We start from the raw sequence: 16,167 nt of genomic DNA, 5'->3' as shown, positions 1-16,167 counted from the left end.
GAAAGGTGTGGAAATAGGAGTAAACTAGATTTTTAGAGTTTAATTGACCTTCACATCGATTAGTGTTCTGCTGGACTTGAAAAATGAAAGAAGAGCTTAATCATATATAGATGGCTGGTATGGGAATTTAGCAGCCTTGACTAGAAATGGAGAAAAAAATGAACAACTTACCAAACTGCCCTAAATGTAATTCAGAGTATGTCTACGAAGATGGAGCGCTCTTGGTCTGCCCAGAGTGCGCCTATGAATGGAATCCAGCTGAGGTTCAAGAAGCAGAAGAAGGACCAGTAGCGATCGATGCTAATGGCAATAAGCTGGCTGATGGCGATACAGTTACCTTGATTAAGGATCTGAAAGTCAAAGGAGCACCTAAGGATCTCAAGCAAGGAACGCGCGTGAAAAATATCCGCATCGTAGAAGGCGACCATAATATCGACTGTAAGATTGACGGCTTCGGTGCGATGAAGCTAAAGTCAGAGTTTGTTAAGAAAATTTGAGGTCTTTATGAATCGTCGTTTTATCTTAATTTATCGAATTATTCTTTTTACCCTAGCCTTTCTAGGAGTGTATCTGGAAATCACTAAGTATGGCGTGGGCATGCTCATGTACTATACGGTTCTGTCCAATCTCTTGGTCCTGCTTTTTACGGGCTATCTGGTCTATCTGATGACGAGACCTAGCGATGCTTGGAAGGCGCCGAAAATCTTGAGAATCAAGGGCGGGGTGACCATGTCCATCATGATTACATGTGTCGTTTATCACCTCTTGTTGGCCCCGATTGCGACAGATTTTTACCGTCTAGAGAATTTTTTGTGTCATTATATAGTACCCTTGGCTTTTCTCCTGGATACATTAATCTTTGACAAATCGCGCCAGTACCGTTGGTTTGATCCGATTTCTTGGACAAGTGTACCTTTGGTCTACATGGCCTTTGCTCTTTTTAATGGCTTTTTCTTGAAAATAGATATTCCAAGATCCAAGGACAATCCATTTCCTTACTTTTTCCTCAATGTCTTTAAGAAAGGCTGGCCCTATGTCATCAAGATGTCTCTGATTATCTTTGCGGCCTATTTGGTTTTTGGTTTTGTCTTTTACGGGATAAAGTCCATCTCTTTCTCAAAGAAAAAAGCTTCAGAGTGACATGTGAATTTTAGATGAAAAACAGATTTGCTCTGTTTTTTATTTTGTTTCGATTTTTTCTTGCCATTATCAGATTTGTATGATATAGTTAACTAGTTAACGATTAACCAGTTAAACAAAAAGGAGGAAAGAATGAAACAGAATAAAAAACTGTTAGGATTAGCAGGGATCATTCTAGCTTGTAATCTTTGCTTGGCTGCTTGTCAATCTCAGACATCTCAACAGGAAAGCGGTCAAGAGAAGGTGAAGACCAAGCAAGAAGTGAAGAAGAAAAGTAAGGCGACCAAAAAAGGACAAGTTCCTGGTGTTGATAAGCCGACGGATGATGGTTTTCTTTTCGAAAGTGAGTCCCAGATTAAACCCAGAACCAGTGAAGGCCTGATTTTAGAGCATGATGGTCATACGCACTTTATTTTTTATTCTGATCTAAAGAATAGTAAATGGGCCTATCTGATACCAAAAGATGGGCAAATGCCTGCAGGATCGCCTCAGCTGGCAAATCAAATAAGCACTGCTGATGATGGCTATGTTTTTAATCCTAGAGACATTGTGTCGGAAGACCAATACGGCTATGTTGTGCGTCACGGGGATCATTTTCATTATATTTTGAAGCAGTCTGTGGGGAATCTTGCTCAAGCACCGAGTTATCGTCCAACGCCGCCTAGCAATACTACTGGACCTGTTTATCAGCCAACGCTTAGACCTTCTGTTCCCCAGCAGCAAGGGACAACTAAACGCCAGTTTGCTGGGATTGATTATCCTACAAGTGATGGATTCTTATTTAGAGGTACCGGAGTAACCGGCAAGTTGGCTACTGGCTTGCTGGCAGATCATAACGGTCATACTCATTTTATCCCCTATGAGCAGCTGATTGCTTCGCCTTGGGAGTCATTGATTCCAGCGGAACATAAGAAAGCTGCTGAAGATGCCTACTATGGCCGGCAAGGGCAAGCACAGCCTTCACCAGAACCGTCGCCTGCTCCTACACCTGAGCCTGCGCCAAGTCCATCAGACGAGGAAGAAGAAATTGCCAAGAAAAAGGCCTATTTGGCTCAGCAATTAGGAATCGATGAAAGTCTGATTCAGGTGAGCGATACAGATAAAGGAAAGGTATTTATCTATCCGCATGACGACCATAGTCATTCAACCTTGATTAGCGAGATTGATACGACCAAGCCTTTTGACCCTCATGGAAATCCACATGCTCATGACGCAGTTGGTATGGCAACATTGAAAGCTCTAGGATTTGATGATGAAATCATTGAAGATATTTTACATGCTTCAGCTGACACCCCATTCCAATCAGATGAGACGGATACGGAAAAGATGAAAGCCTGGCTGGCAACTGTGAGTATCTAAATATCGGCCAGCGCAAAGACCCTTTGCAGCGAAAAGGCTTAGAACTGATGCCAAATATTGAAGTTCTGGGAATTGGCTTTACTCCGATAAAGGACATCAGACCAGTGCTGCAATTTAAACATTTAAAACAGCTGTGGATGACAAAGACAGGCGTTACCAACTATGATTTCTTAAAAGAAATTCCGACCTTGGAAGGCTTGGACATTTCCCAGAATGGCATCACTGATTTATCTTTCTTGAAGCGTTATCCGAACCTCAAAACAGTGGCAGCAGCGGGAAATGACCTTACCGATATCTCACCGCTTGCGAAGTTGAAAAATCTGGAGTCATTGAACCTTGACTACAATAATATCTCTGATATTTCTGCTTTGACCAAGCTTGCAAAATTAAAAGCGGTAAGTTTAGAGCACAATCAACTGCACGATATTTCTGCTCTGAGCCAAAAAGAAGATTTAACAAGGCTTTTTTTATCCAACAATCCAAACTTAAATCTCAATACCCTCAAAGCTTCCCATCTGGAAGAATTAACAGCTGACAATTCCAATGTTGAGAGCTTGAATTTCCTGAAGTCTAATCCAAATCTGACAACTCTAAGCCTAAATGGCAATCGGCTGACTTCGCTGGCAGGAGTTGAAGCTGCTAAGAACTTAGTTACCTTATCCGCAAGTCAAAACAAGATTACATCTTTGAACATTCCAGCCGCTCAGTCTTCCTTGAAGAATTTAAACTTGGCTGAGAATGAGCTGAAAAACTTGGAAGGAATTAATCAGTTTAGGTCTTTAGACAATCTGGCTGTCAACAAGAATAAAATCACAACCTTAGCGCTGCAGGAACCAAATAAGACGGTGACTTATATCAATGTCAGCGACAATCACATCCCTAAAGAAGAGCTTGAATTGAACGAAAATAAAATTCCGAAAGCTTTGGCGCAGCATTTTCCAGATGTTCAGGGTGGCAGCATTGATAATAATAAGCCGGCTGATGCAAAGGACGAAAAGAAGGAAGAGCCTAAGCAAAGTGAGCCTAATAAGGCAGATGTCCAAGGGAAGCCAGCATCCGATAAGCCAGCCTCAGTTGAAGCAAGCGGCCAAGGAGCTTCAAACGATAATGAGTATCCAGCTGGAACTCCTGAAGAGGACTTAAATGAGCGAACGGTGGATTCAGAAAACTCTTCTAAACCATCATCAGAAGAAGTGCCAACTGCTGAAAATCCTGAATTAAAAGATGCGACAGCTCAAGCAAAAAACAAAGAAAATCAAACGGATCCAAAAGATAAGGAAAAGGCGGAGAAAGAGGCTAGTCACTAATCCTTACCCAGTCAAGCAGAAAAAATACAATTTTTTTCTTGAAATAGTTTTGAAATTGTGATATAGTATAAAAAATTAAATAATCCTTTAATTCTATCCAGAGAGATAGACAAGGAGCAAGTAAAAAGATGGGTGGAGTGTAAGCAAGTGCGTCTTGTTTTAGCTTGCCTGACTAGATTTTTCTGAAGTCTCCTTGTATAAGGAGACTTTTTCTGTTGTTTGAGGAGGAAAGAATGAAAACAAAAGAAGTTGTCGATGACATCACCATGAACCGTGCGATTACGCGGATTACCTATGAAATCATCGAGCGCAACAAGGACTTAAACCAAGTGGTCTTGGCTGGGATTAAGACCCGCGGGGTTCACTTGGCTTACCGGATTCAGAAGCGGTTGGCTCAGTTGGAGAATATCGATATTCCAGTCGCAGAAATAGACACCAAGCCTTTCCGAGATGATATCAAGGTTGAGGAAGATACGACAGTGATTCCAGTGGATATTACCGACCGTCAAGTAATCCTGATTGATGATGTTCTTTACACAGGACGAACCATTCGAGCGGCTATCGACAATCTGGTCAGTCATGGGCGGCCGTCTCGTGTTGGTCTGGCTGTCTTGGTTGACCGTGGTCACCGCGAGCTGCCGATACGGGCAGACTATGTCGGCAAGAATATTCCGACTAGCCAAACTGAGGAGATTGTTGTTGAGGTGACTGAGACAGACGGTCAAGATCGCGTGTTGATTATGGGGGAGTAATAAGCTAAATGAGTCAAGATGTTAAGTATGATGTGCATGATATGCCAAAGCCAGGTTTGCTTTTAGGGCTATCCTTTCAGCACTTGTTCGCCATGTTTGGGGCGACAGTCTTGGTACCGATTCTGGTGGGAATTGACCCAGCGGTAGCCCTCTTTTCAAGCGGTCTGGGGACACTCGCCCATCTGACTGTTACCAAGTACAAGATTCCAGCCTATATGGGGTCCAGCTTTGCTTATATCGCAGCCATGCAGATGCTGATGAAGACTGATGGTATCGGAGCGGTTGCTCAGGGAGCTATCACCGGTGGTTTGGTCTACTTTATCGTGGCACTGATTGTCAAGTTTGCTGGCAATGCTTGGATTGACAAGGTGCTGCCGCCAGTAGTGGTAGGGCCTATCATCATGGTTATCGGTCTTAGCTTGGCTGGAACAGCTGTTAGCGATGTGATGAACAAGACTGCAGCTAATGGCGAAAAGGTTTATGATTTGACCTACTTCATTATCGGTATGGTTACTCTCTTGGCAGTTATCCTCTTTAATATCTATGGTAAGAAGATTGTGGGAATTATCCCAGTCTTGCTAGGTTTGATAGTCGGCTACATCTTTAGCTTGATTCTAGGGGCTGTGACTGGGCAGGAAATCGTCTCTTTTGCCAAGGTTGGGCAAGCTTCTTGGTTCCACCTTCCGCCTATGAGTCTGCCTTTCTTGGACTACGATGTGAAATTTTATCCTAGTGCGATTTTAACTATGGCGCCTATCGCCTTTGTAACCATGACAGAACATTTCGGACATGTCATGGTACTGAATAGCTTGACAGGCAAGGATTTCTTCAAGGATCCAGGACTGGACAAGACCTTGACTGGTGATGGTCTGGCTCAGATTATTGCGGGGCTTTTCGGAGCACCACCAGTGACTAGCTACGGAGAGAATATCGGAGTTATGGCGCTTAATAAAATCTACAGCGTCTATGTCATTGCAGGTGCAGCAGTCCTGGCTATTGTCATGAGCTTTGTGGGCAAGGTCTCCGCCCTGCTCCAATCCATCCCGAGTCCTGTGCTGGGTGGTATTTCCATCGCCCTCTTTGGAGTAATTGCTTCGAGCGGTCTTAAAATTCTGATCGAAGCACAAACCAACTTTGACAATAAAAAGAACCTCTTGATTGCCAGTGTCATCTTGGTATCTGGTATCGGTGGTCTGACCTTGCAGCTGTCTGGTCTGCAAATCTCAGGAGTTGCCTTGTCAACTATTCTGGGAATTGTCCTCTATCTTGTCCTGCCTGAGCCCAAGTATTGAGCAAGGCACTAAATCATTAACTTTCGTTCAAAAATAGCTTGCTCTCAGAGCGACTTTACTTGCAGCACTCTGGAAGCCCTCATTCTTTCATAAAGGAGAATTACATCATGTCATCCAATCAAATCGCTCTTAAGAACCTTGTTTCTATGGAAACTCTGTCAAATGAAGAAGTTATGGCCTTGATTAAACGCGGAATCGAATTTAAAAATGGCGCTAAAGTCCATTATGATGAGCAGCATATCGTGTCTAACCTTTTCTTTGAGTCATCTACACGGACCCACAAGGCCTTTGAAGTAGCAGAGTTGAAGTTAGGTTGCGATCTTCTGGACTTTGATGTCAAGACCAGCTCAGTCAACAAAGGAGAAACCTTGTATGATACTATCCTGACAATGTCTGCCCTAGGCGTTGATGTCTGTGTCATTCGCCACCCAGAAGTAGATTATTACAAAGAGCTAGTTGAAAGTCCAACTATTACGACTTCCATTGTTAACGGAGGAGACGGTTCTGGTCAGCATCCTAGCCAGAGCTTGCTGGACCTGATGACTATTTACCAAGAGTTTGGTCGCTTTGAAGGCCTCAAGGTTGCGATTGCTGGTGACTTGGACCATTCGCGCGTGGCTAAGTCAAATATGCAGATTCTCAAGCGCTTGGGTGCAGAGCTCTACTTTGCTGGTCCGGAAGAATGGCGGAGCCAAGAATTTGCGGACTATGGTAAGTTTGTCACTATTGATGAGGTGATTGATCAAGTGGATGTCATGATGTTCCTGCGCGTGCAGCATGAGCGCCATGACTACGAGTCCATCTTTTCTAAAGAAAATTACCACAGATTGCATGGGCTGACTCAAGAGCGTTATGACCGCATGAAAGATACGGCGATTCTGATGCATCCGGCTCCAGTTAACCGTGATGTAGAAATTGCGGATCATCTGGTCGAAGCACCAAAATCACGTATCGTTGAACAAATGACCAACGGCGTCTTTGTCAGAATGGCTATTATCGAAGCAGTTCTGAAAGGCCGTCAATAATCTCGGACAGTAGGCCGGGAGTGGGTGAAGCTGTGTGAAGCAATCCCACTCCCTATTATTATATGTTGATGTGGAGGGTCGACAGGCAGTCTGCATCTTGGACAGGAGGGAAGAATGACAAAGAGACTTTTAATATTAGAAAACGGCATGATTTTCGAAGGGGAAGCTTTTGGAGCGGATCTTTTTGTGACAGGTGAAATCGTCTTTAACACAGGCATGACTGGCTATCAGGAATCGATTACGGACCAGTCTTACAATGGCCAGATTTTGACCTTTACCTATCCTTTGGTTGGAAATTATGGTGTCAATCGGGACGACTATGAGTCCATTTTACCGACTTGTAAGGGAGTAGTGGTCTATGAGTATGCACGTCGTGCCAGCAACTGGCGCCAGCAATTGTCTTTGGATGAGTTCCTCAAAGTCAAGAAGATACCAGGAATTTCGGGAATTGATACAAGGGCACTAACCAAGATTATCCGCCAGCATGGAACCATGCGAGCGACCATTGCCAATGCAGAGGATAGCATCGAGCATCTGCAAGACCAGCTGCAGGCGACTGTTTTGCCGACTGATAACATCAAGCAGGTGTCTACCAAGCAGTCCTATCCAGCTCCGGGAACGGGTCGCAGCGTGGTATTGGTGGACTTTGGTTTGAAGCATTCTATCCTGCGGGAGTTATCCAAGCGCAACTGTAGCGTGACAGTGGTACCTTATGATACCAGCGCTGAGGAAATTCTCCAGCTCAATCCTGACGGAGTCATGCTGTCCAATGGACCGGGTAATCCGGAAGATGTGCCGGAGGCTCTGGATATGATTCGTGGTGTTCAGGGCAAAATTCCAATTTTCGGGATCTGTATGGGACATCAGCTCTTCTCCATGGCTAACGGTGCTAAGACGCATAAGATGAAGTTTGGCCACCGTGGTTTCAACCATGCGGTACGCGAGATTGCGACCGGCCGGGTTGACTTTACCAGTCAAAATCACGGCTATGCCGTCAGCCGTGAGGATTTGCCGGAATGCCTGATTGTGACCCATGAAGAAATCAATGATAAGTCTGTCGAAGGTGTGCGCCATCGGGATTATCCTGCCTTTTCTGTGCAGTTCCACCCAGATGCTGCGCCGGGACCGCATGATGCAGACTATCTCTTTGATGAGTTTATGGAAATGATGGATGCCCATCAGGCTTACTAGGAAGCAAGATTGAGAGGTGCACTATGCCAAAACGTAAAGATATTCAGAAAATTATGGTCATCGGTTCTGGTCCGATTGTTATTGGTCAGGCTGCGGAGTTTGACTATGCTGGGACTCAGGCTTGCCTGTCCTTGAAAGAAGAGGGCTACAGTGTCGTCTTGGTTAATTCTAATCCAGCGACCATCATGACGGACAAGGAAATTGCGGACCGAGTTTATATCGAGCCTATCACGCTGGAGTTTGTTGCGCGGATTTTGCGTAAGGAGCGGCCAGATGCTCTTCTGCCTACTCTGGGCGGCCAGACCGGACTCAATATGGCTATGGAATTATCCAAGTCAGGGCTTTTAGAAGAGCTGGGAGTGGAACTCTTGGGAACCAAGCTGTCGGCCATTGACCAAGCGGAAGACCGGGATCTCTTCAAGCAGCTGATGGAAGAGCTAGGCCAGCCCATCCCTGAGTCAGAAATTGTCAATACAGTTGATGAAGCGCTGGAATTTGCGGCTGGCATCGGCTATCCAGTCATTGTCCGTCCGGCATTTACACTGGGAGGAACTGGCGGTGGTATTTGTAGCAATGAGGAAGAGCTGCAGGAAATCGCAGAAAACGGCCTCAAACTCTCTCCGGTTACCCAGTGTCTGATCGAGCGATCTATAGCGGGCTTTAAGGAAATCGAATACGAAGTCATGCGCGATGGTGCCGACAATGCGCTGGTCGTATGTAATATGGAAAACTTTGATCCCGTCGGCATCCACACAGGAGATTCAATCGTCTTTGCACCTAGTCAGACTATCTCAGACTATGAATACCAGATGCTACGGGACGCCAGTCTCAAGATTATTCGTGCGCTGAAGATTGAGGGTGGCTGTAATGTGCAGCTGGCTCTGGATCCGCATAGTTTCAGATACTATGTCATCGAGGTCAATCCGCGGGTTTCCCGCTCATCAGCCCTTGCCTCTAAAGCGACTGGCTATCCGATTGCCAAGCTGGCGGCGAAAATCGCAGTCGGTCTTACATTGGATGAAATCATCAATCCGGTGACAGGCTCTACCTATGCTATGTTTGAGCCGGCTCTGGACTATGTGGTCGCTAAGATTCCACGCTTTCCATTTGATAAGTTCGAGCAGGGTGAACGCCGTCTGGGAACTCAGATGAAGGCGACAGGGGAGGTCATGGCTATCGGGCGCAATATTGAGGAGAGTCTGCTCAAGGCCTGCCGCTCTTTAGAAGTTGGTGTGGACCACAATGAGCTGCCAGCTCTCAGCCAAGTAAGCGATGACGAGCTGATGAAGAAGATTGTCAAGGCGCAAGACGACCGGATTTTCTACATCTCAGAGGCTATTCGCCGTGGTTACAGTCCGGATGAAATTGCGGAGCTGACCAAGATTGATGTCTTTTTCCTGGATAAGCTGCTCCATATTTACGAAATTGAGCAGGAACTGGCCAGTCATATCGGAGATAGCTATGTGCTTAAGAAGGCCAAGCAAAATGGCTTTGCGGATACTAAGATTGCTGCCTTGTGGGACATGACAACTGAGCAGGTGCGTCGCATCCGGCAGGAGCAGAAGATTGTTCCGGTTTACAAGATGGTGGATACCTGTGCTGCTGAGTTCGAGTCTGCGACGCCTTATTTCTACTCCACCTATGGTTTTGAAAATGAATCTGTCAAATCCAGCAAGGAATCAGTTCTGGTACTGGGCTCTGGTCCTATCCGAATCGGGCAGGGAGTCGAGTTTGACTATGCGACCGTTCATTCTGTAAAGGCTATTCAGGCAGCTGGTTATGAAGCGATTATCATGAACAGTAATCCAGAGACTGTATCGACTGACTTTTCTGTCTCTGACAAGCTATACTTTGAGCCGCTGACCTTTGAAGATGTCATGAATGTCATTGAGCTGGAGCAGCCTAAAGGCGTTATCGTTCAGTTTGGCGGGCAGACAGCCATTAATCTGGCAGAGCCTTTGTCCAAGGCTGGTGTTAAGATTTTAGGTACCCAAGTAGCGGACTTGGATCGGGCTGAGGATCGGGATCTCTTTGAGCAGGCGCTGAAGGAGCTGGATATTCCGCAACCGCCGGGTCAGACGGCAACTAATGAAGAGGAAGCAGTAGAGGCTGCTCGTAGAATTGCCTTCCCCGTTCTGGTGCGGCCTTCCTATGTCTTGGGTGGCCGTGCCATGGAAATCGTAGAAAACGAAGCGGATCTACGCTCTTATATGCGGACAGCGGTTAAGGCTAGTCCAGACCATCCAGTTTTGGTTGATTCTTACATTGTTGGGGATGAGTGCGAGGTGGATGCCATTTCAGATGGTCGTCATGTCTTGATTCCTGGGATTATGGAGCATATCGAGCGGGCGGGGGTTCACTCAGGAGATTCCATGGCAGCCTATCCGCCACAAACTCTATCGCAGAAAGTCAAGGATACTATTGCAGACTATACCAAGCGTTTGGCTCTGGGACTGAACTGTATCGGCATGATGAATATTCAGTTCGTCATCAAAGATGAGCAGGTCTATGTCATTGAAGTCAATCCACGGGCCAGCCGGACCGTTCCTTTCTTGTCCAAGGTGACCGATATTCCGATGGCGCAAGTAGCGACTCGTTTGATCCTTGGAGAATGTCTGGCAGAGCTGGGCTATGAAGATGGCCTCCATCCAGAAAGTTCCATGGTTCATATCAAGGCGCCAGTCTTCTCCTTTACCAAGCTAGCGAAGGTTGACAGTCTCTTGGGACCAGAGATGAAGTCTACCGGCGAAGTTATGGGCAGCGACCGCACTTTGGAAAAAGCGCTCTACAAGGCTTTTGAGGCTTCCTATCTCCATCTGCCAAACTTTGGAAATGTCGTGTTTACTATAGCAGACGACAGCAAGGAAGAAGCCCTGCAGCTGGCTCAGCGTTTTGCCAATATTGGCTATGGTATCTGGGCAACCAAGGGAACAGCCTCCTATTTTGAAAATCACGGCCTACACGTCCGTCTGGTGGAAAAAATCGGCAGTGATGATAACAAGGATATCCCAGCCTATATTCGCAAGGGCAAGGTTCAGGCTATTATCAACACGGTCGGAACCAAGCGGACAGCAGATAAGCATGGTCGAATTATCCGTAGCTCAGCTATTGAGCACGGAGTGCCCCTTTTCACAGCCTTGGACACAGCTGATGCCATGCTGAAAGTGCTGGAAAGCCGCAGTTTCACTACAGAGGCGATATAGAGATGGAGTTTTCAATTCCAGATTGTCATTTGACTGTCTGTACGTCGGAAAAGTAATCTCATACAGTTAAGCTTGAGAAATGCATTTGTCCAAGCTTATTCTGTCCTTAAATAGTCATAATAAATAACCTTTCAATATATTGGAATTAAAAGCAAAGAGGAAGTGGGAAAGAATTCTACTTCCTTTTTCTTTATTTTTTTAAAATAACTTGACAAATAAGTTGACAAGTTGTATGATATTAACCAGTTAATAAACCGGTTAATAATGAGTTAAGGAGATATTGTGAAACGAGTTTTAAAAATCTCAGCATGCCTTAGCCTGCTGGCCCTGGCCTTGTGTCTCTGGGGGTGTCAGTCTCAAAAAGAATCCAGTCCCTCGCAAGGATTGAAAATTGTAACTAGCTTTTATCCTATTTACTCCATGGTTAAGGCTATATCAGGCGATCTGAATGACGTGCGCATGATTCAGTCTAGTAGCGGTATTCATGATTTTGAGCCTTCGGCCAATGACGTGGCAGCCATCTATGATGCAGATGTCTTTGTCTATCACTCACGGACCTTGGAGTCCTGGGCTGGCGAGCTGAATCCTAGTCTCAAGAATTCCAAGGTTCAAGTCCTTGAGGTTTCCCAGGGCATGGAGCTGGATCGAGTCGCCGGCTTGGAAGATGTCCAAGCTGGAGAGGGAGTGGATGAGAAGACGCTTTATGATCCCCATACCTGGCTGGATCCTCAGAAAGCTGCAGAGGAAGCTCAGATTATCGCCGACAGGCTGTCGGATCTGGATAGCGACCATCGGTATACTTATCAGGCCAATGCTCGAAAATTTCAAGAAGAGGCCAAGGAGCTGACAGAACGCTATCAGGAGATTTTCGATAAAGTGCCCAACAAAACCTTTGTCACCCAACATACAGCCTTTTCTTATCTAGCCAAGCGCTTCGGGCTGACCCAGCTGGGCATTGCTGGTATTTCACCAGAGCAGGAGCCTAGTCCGCGTCAGCTCACAGAGATAGAAGACTTTGTCAAGGAGCACCAGGTGAAGACCATTTTTGTGGAAAGCAATGTTTCTTCCAAAGTGGCTCAAACCTTGGTCAAGGCGACCGGTGTACAAATCAAGGAGCTGAATCCTCTGGAAGCAGACCCAGACAACCAACTATCTTATTTAGAAAATTTAGAAAAAAGTCTAGCTGTTTTAGCTAAAGATTTGAAAGGATAAAAGACAACCATGAAAAAGAAATATTTCCTTGCTTCAGCTGCTGTATTAGCTCTCGGCCTCGGAACTTACGGTCTTATCCAATGGCAAGCTCAGCCTCGAACTCAGACCAAAGATAATAAAGTAGCCTATATTGAGGACAAGACTTCGGGCGACAAGACGGATAAAAATTTGGTATCCGACCAAATCAATGATGAGGAAGGTATTGAAGCAGAGCAAATCGTCGTGAAAATCACAGATCGGGGCTATGTCACTTCCCATGGAGACCATTATCATTACTTTGATGGAAAGGTGCCTTTTGATGCCATTATCAGCGAAGAGTTGATTATCCGAGATCCTAACTACACGCTGCAGGAAGCAGATATTGTCAATGAGGTCAAGGATGGTTATATCATTAAGGTGGAGGGGAAGTATTATCTCTACCTCAAGGATTCCAAGCATACCAGCAATGTCCGCTCGGTGGATGAGATTGCGAGGCAGAAGAAGCTGCATAAGACCAAGGAAGAAGGCGATAGCGGCAAATCTTCCGCAACAAAATCAAGCAAGACTCAGGATTTCAGCCAGCCCAGCAAGTCCCTAGCTGCAGGAAAGACAGCCGCAGACCTTGCAGGAGTTTCATACCAAGGCCAAGGGGGATATAGGACGGATGATGGCTATACGTTCAGTCCGTCTGACGTCATCGAGGATACTGGCGATGCTTTTATCGTGCCGCATGGCGGGCATTTTCACTACATTCCTAAGAGCGACCTGTCGCCAGCAGAATTGGCTGCTGCTCAGAGCTACTGGAATAGCAGGCAGACCGGCGGAAGTGTGAATACGCCTGGCTACGGCAGGGCAATAACTTCTTCCAACACATGGAATCAAAATAGTGCTGGCAATCAGGGTGGGCCAGTCTCAAATCCGACTCCACAGCTGCCAAATCCTGGCTTAGCGGTTACTCAGCCAAGTCCGTCTAATCCGCTTCAGCCGTCTCAACCATCTCAGCCATCCTTGCCAAGTCTGCTGCAGCAACTCTATGCCCTGCCTCAGTCTCAGCGCTACCATGAAGGGGACGGCGTGGTGTTTGATCCGCTGAAAATCAGTCGTCGGACAGAAAATGGGGTCGTTATACCTCATGGAGACCACCATCATTTCATTCCTTATGACAAGCTGTCAGACTTGGAAGCGAAGATTGCCCGCTTGATTCCTATTGGCTATACTTACGAGCCGCTGGGCGATCCACTGCAAGCTTTGAAGCCTCAGCTACCGTCACAGCCTGAGCACGACCATGGTTTTCATGCGGAGGCTGTTATTGGCAAGGACGACCAAGGCTACATGGTATCGCACGGAGACCATGCGCATTACTTTTACAGGAAAGACTTGACTTCTGAACAGATTCAAGCAGCGGAGCGGGTCTTGGCTAAGCAGCAACCAGTAAAACGATCTGCAGCAGTCATTGATGCTGAACGCTATTCACGCGATGCCAGCGATGAGGAAAAAATCGCTTATATCTGTCAAACATATGGCGTTCCCAAGGAGGCGGTTCGCATCTCAAATGGCTTCTTTGTTTTTAATAACCCTGACCAAGCCTACGATCCAACTCATATCCACCCCTATGCTGTCCGCAAGGAGCATGTCCGCATTCCTCTGGTAACGGGCAATGCAGAGCTGGACTTCATGAATGAACTCTACACAACAGCCTTGCGCTCAGGTCTTTCGCCTTACAGTCTGCAGGTGGAAGATGGTCAATTTGTGATTCCTCATGGTGATCACAATCACTATATCAAGATCCAGTCCAAGGGCGCTGCAGAAGCCTTGAAAAATCGCCTGCCTCAGATTCAATCTAAGTATGAGCAGGGCGATTATGATGAGGCAGCTATTTTGCGAAAAGTAGAAAGCCTGAAAGCGGATAGTCAGCGTCTTTATGCCGATGATCCCCTTATGCAGCGGCGGATTGAGCTAGCTTTGGGACAGTTTGTGGAAACCATGAAGAAGCTGCCTAGCAACTCAACAGCTGGTTATCTGAATAGTCTGGATAACTTTGATAAGCAGTTTATCCATGTGGATCAAACGGTCAAGCCAATCCAAGAGACCGAGCTGGACAAGACCTATCAAGGACTTTTGGAGAGAATGAACCGACTTGACACGGATAGTTATGGAATGAAGAAAGCTGACTTGCTACAGCGTCTGCAAAATGCTTATGCTGGCCAGAATCAAGCTGAAATGGTAGAGCTAGGACAATTACTATCTGCTTTAGAAGATTATCATGATCGGACAGGCGTCACAGCGGTTGAGTATATTCGTTATTTCTACCAAGCTTTGGAGGATGGACGTTTGAGCCCTGAGCTGCGCAGAAAAGCAGCCGAGCTGACCTTGACTCTCTATAAGTCTCAAGCCTTTATAGAAGCGACTAATCTCCAGCAGCTTTTTCCTGCCCTCTATCAGACTAAGAAAGAAATTGCAGCAGCCCTTGCTAGCGGTCAGCCTTCTCCGTCCTCTGAAAAGACAGAACTAGATCAGGGCGAGCCCGATCAGCCAACCTACAAAGCCATGATTTATGACTTTTTGAAAGGTATTTATGATGATTTTGGAACGACAGATGATAGCGAAAAGAGCGCTCAAGCACTTGTCTTCCTTGGAAAAGCGCAGGAACTGCTTGGAGAAATAAAGGACCAAAACAGCCGAGCAGACTATGCAGCTAGAATCTTAGAACTAGGCAAGGAATTAAAGAGCAGCAGCTCAGATAAGCAAGCTTTACTGACAGCAAGTCAGAAGCTTTTGGATCAGATGAGCCGAATCATTGCTGGACAAAAGGAAGAGCCAGCTAATACGGAAAATCAGGAAGTTTATCAGCAGCTCTATAATCTGCTCATGTCTATCCATCAGTATTTGGAAAAAAATCAAGGAAGTGAGCAGCAATACCAGCAGCTAGACCAGCTTTTTGATAAGCTTGGACAGAGAGCTACAGACAAGAAAGAGTTGCTCAAGGAAATCTTGGCCTTCCAGCAGTCACTCGTCCATCCTGAGGGGGCAAGCGACTCTGATTCTCAGCATAGGAACGATGACGGCTATCACTTTAATCTGCAGGATATGGTCGGAGCGGATGAGCAAGGCTATCGGGTAGCCCATCTGGACCACGAGCACTATATCTACAAGAAAGACTTGTCAGAAGCTGAGCGCCAAGCAGCAGATGCCTATGCGGTGCAAAAAGGCTTCCTGAAAGCATCAGCTGAACAACCTGCTTCTGGTCAGGCAGCAAGCAGCAGTGCTCCAGAAACTGGCCAAACTGGCAATCTACCTTCCGAATCTACCACTGGAGAAGCAGCTCAATACCAATCTGACAAACCAGCAGAAGCTTCGACAGCAGCAAACCCAACTGGTCAATCAAGCTTAGCAGCGAGTTTTGGCATGACAGAGGAAGCCTTCAACCAGAAATTGCAGGAGCTTTCTCAGCTCTACGGTGTCAGCCTAGAGACTTTCAGCTATAATCCAGCAAGCAGAAGCATCAGCTTTACAGGAGCTGACGGCCAGCTGAAAACTGTTCAGATTAGCTAAGCTTACATTTTGATGTGAAACAAGAATAAAACGAATGATGAAGATCAAGCCAAGTCTAAGACCATCATTCGTTTTTGATTTTCACAACCCTATACTTATTTGATTGATATTGTGTTAGAATAAACAGAGAACAGTAGTATGCTAAAGCATGTTCA

The 16,167-nt window shown here is 46.0% G+C and carries 9 protein-coding genes and 1 pseudogene; all 10 read left to right on the top strand.

Translation table 11 applies throughout. The features are described 5' to 3' along the window. The first annotated feature begins 158 nt into the window (after positions 1–158). The gene (locus tag PCY71_RS02425) at positions 159–497 is read left to right on the top strand and encodes a zinc ribbon domain-containing protein YjdM (protein ID WP_125342479.1); all 339 of its coding nucleotides are present in this window, start codon (positions 159–161) and stop codon (positions 495–497) included. Positions 498–504: 7 nt separating this feature from the next. Further along, a complete protein-coding gene (locus PCY71_RS02420) occupies positions 505–1,140 on the top strand; it encodes a Pr6Pr family membrane protein (protein ID WP_125342478.1) in 636 nt (211 codons plus the stop codon). A 132-nt stretch (positions 1,141–1,272) separates the two neighbouring features. Continuing rightward, positions 1,273–3,806: pseudogene (locus tag PCY71_RS14945) on the top strand (pneumococcal-type histidine triad protein). A 233-nt stretch (positions 3,807–4,039) separates the two neighbouring features. Beyond that, on the top strand, positions 4,040–4,558 hold the full coding sequence (pyrR, locus tag PCY71_RS02405) for a bifunctional pyr operon transcriptional regulator/uracil phosphoribosyltransferase PyrR (RefSeq protein WP_048772781.1): 519 nt from the start codon (positions 4,040–4,042) through the stop codon (positions 4,556–4,558). Between the two features lie 8 nt (positions 4,559–4,566). After that, positions 4,567–5,850: a solute carrier family 23 protein gene (locus PCY71_RS02400; protein ID WP_125342477.1), complete on the top strand. Its 1,284-nt coding sequence runs from the start codon at positions 4,567–4,569 to the stop codon at positions 5,848–5,850. A gap of 107 nt (positions 5,851–5,957) precedes the next feature. Beyond that, the gene (locus PCY71_RS02395; RefSeq protein ID WP_048772785.1) at positions 5,958–6,875 is read left to right on the top strand and encodes an aspartate carbamoyltransferase catalytic subunit; all 918 of its coding nucleotides are present in this window, start codon (positions 5,958–5,960) and stop codon (positions 6,873–6,875) included. A gap of 114 nt (positions 6,876–6,989) precedes the next feature. Further along, complete coding sequence (locus tag PCY71_RS02390) at positions 6,990–8,066, top strand: carbamoyl phosphate synthase small subunit (RefSeq protein ID WP_048772788.1); 1,077 nt, start codon at positions 6,990–6,992, stop codon at positions 8,064–8,066. A 23-nt stretch (positions 8,067–8,089) separates the two neighbouring features. Further along, positions 8,090–11,269 (top strand): carbamoyl-phosphate synthase large subunit, encoded by a 3,180-nt coding sequence (gene carB / locus PCY71_RS02385; protein WP_048772791.1) that lies wholly within the window; start codon positions 8,090–8,092, stop codon positions 11,267–11,269. A 282-nt stretch (positions 11,270–11,551) separates the two neighbouring features. Continuing rightward, positions 11,552–12,481 (top strand): zinc ABC transporter substrate-binding protein, encoded by a 930-nt coding sequence (locus PCY71_RS02380; RefSeq protein WP_048772793.1) that lies wholly within the window; start codon positions 11,552–11,554, stop codon positions 12,479–12,481. Between the two features lie 9 nt (positions 12,482–12,490). After that, on the top strand, positions 12,491–16,012 hold the full coding sequence (locus PCY71_RS02375) for a pneumococcal-type histidine triad protein (protein ID WP_301412408.1): 3,522 nt from the start codon (positions 12,491–12,493) through the stop codon (positions 16,010–16,012). The last annotated feature ends 155 nt before the right edge of the window (positions 16,013–16,167 follow it).

Source organism: Streptococcus sp. SN3, from assembly GCF_030439905.1.
The sequence above is the reverse complement of the archived record's forward strand: the minus strand, read 5'-3'. Positions and strand labels throughout refer to the sequence as shown.